Below are 1,632 nucleotides of genomic sequence, written 5' to 3'. Positions count from 1 at the left end.
ATCGAAGGATTCTCGCAGCCCGTGACCATCGCAGTTCGCCCTCGCCCCTCTTTGCGCTTCCGTGGCCGTTCTTTCATGGCTCTCGTCCTTGCGCCTTACGCTCCGCTCCAAGATTGGCTCTCAGAGTTCGATTCGGTGAACGAACGCTCGCCCGGCTTCTTCGATGGGCGTGTCATCATCGTGGATCTTGCCGCGATCCGCATGTCGAGAGACGAGCTGAAGAGTCTGCTCAATGCGTTGACCGCGCGCGGTATTCGGATTCTTGGAATTGAAGGCGCGCAAGCGGGCCTCCTCGATGCCGGCATGCCGCCTCCGGTGAATGGCGGACGTCCGGCGGGCCCGATCGAGATTCCCGATGCGGCTCCGGCGCTTCCACCGCCGCCTGCTCCCGAGCGGTCCTTGATGGTCGAGACGTCGCTGCGGTCCGGACAATCGATTCTTCATACCGAAGGCGATGTCACGATTCTCGGATCGGTTGCCTCGGGCGCTGAGATCGTTGCAGGCGGTTCGATCCATATTTACGGCGCGCTGCGCGGACGCGCCATCGCGGGCTGCAGCGGCAACGCGAAGKCCCGCATCTTCTGCAGAAAATTTCAAGCCGAACTCATTGCGATCGACGGTCTCTACAAGACGGCCGACGATCTCGGCAAAGCGTTTCACGGCCATCCGATCCAAGCCGGATTGGATGGAGATCAGTTGAGTCTGAAGATTCTAGACTAAGAGAAAGAGGGAACCCATGGCCAAAGTATTGGTCGTTACTTCGGGCAAGGGAGGCGTCGGCAAAACCACGTCGACCGCCGCCCTCGGCGCTGCACTGGCGCATAGCGGCGAGAAGGTCGTCGTCATCGATTTCGACGTCGGCCTGCGCAATCTCGATCTGGTCATGGGCGCAGAGCGCCGGGTCGTGTTCGACCYGATCAACGTGGTCCAGGGAGACGCCAAACTTCCGCAGGCGCTGATCCGGGACAAGCGACTCGACAATCTCAGCCTGCTCCCCGCTTCGCAGACGCGCGACAAGGATGCCCTCACCGAGGAAGGTGTCGCGAAGGTGCTCGAAGAGCTGCGCGAGAAGTTCGACTGGATCATCTGCGACAGTCCTGCCGGAATCGAGCGCGGCGCGACCCTGGCGATGCGCCATGCCGATCTCGCCGTCGTCGTGACGAATCCCGAAGTATCCTCGGTGCGTGACTCCGACCGCATCATCGGGCTTCTCGATTCCAAGACGCTGAAGGCGGAAAACGGTGACAAGATGGAGAAGCATCTTTTGCTGACCCGCTATGATCCCATCCGCGCCGAGCGCGGAGAAATGCTGAAGGTGGAGGATGTGCTGGAGATCCTCTCGATCCCGCTCCTCGGGATCATTCCTGAAAGTGAAGAAGTTCTGCGCGCCTCGAATGTCGGCGCGCCCGTGACGCTKAACAACCCGATCAGCGCTCCCGGACGGGCCTATTTCGATGCGGCACGCCGCCTCAAAGGCGAGTCCGTCGAGATGATCGTTCCCACGGACAGAAAGGGCCTGTTCGGCAAGCTGTTCGGAAGGAGGGCCGCATGAACCTGATGCGCTTTTTCAACCGCCGCACCTCGGCTCCTGTCGCGCGCGAGCGGCTTCAGATCCTCCTGGCGCACGAACGC

Annotated in this window: 2 protein-coding genes and 1 pseudogene; all 3 read left to right on the top strand. The window is 61.4% G+C overall.

The genetic code is table 11. The features are described 5' to 3' along the window. Positions 1 to 75 precede the first annotated feature (75 nt). Complete coding sequence (gene minC, locus AC1DT3_RS20445) at positions 76 to 720, top strand: septum site-determining protein MinC (RefSeq protein WP_477467039.1); 645 nt, start codon at positions 76 to 78, stop codon at positions 718 to 720. Positions 721 to 736: 16 nt separating this feature from the next. Beyond that, complete coding sequence (gene minD, locus AC1DT3_RS20440; protein ID WP_477467038.1) at positions 737 to 1,552, top strand: septum site-determining protein MinD; 816 nt, start codon at positions 737 to 739, stop codon at positions 1,550 to 1,552. Then, positions 1,549 to 1,632: pseudogene (locus tag AC1DT3_RS20435) on the top strand (cell division topological specificity factor MinE); the annotation flags it as partial. The gene minD and the pseudogene AC1DT3_RS20435, both read left to right, overlap by 4 nt.

This window comes from Microvirga sp. P4_G7, from assembly GCF_056401005.1.
The sequence above is the reverse complement of the archived record's forward strand: the minus strand, read 5'-3'. Positions and strand labels throughout refer to the sequence as shown.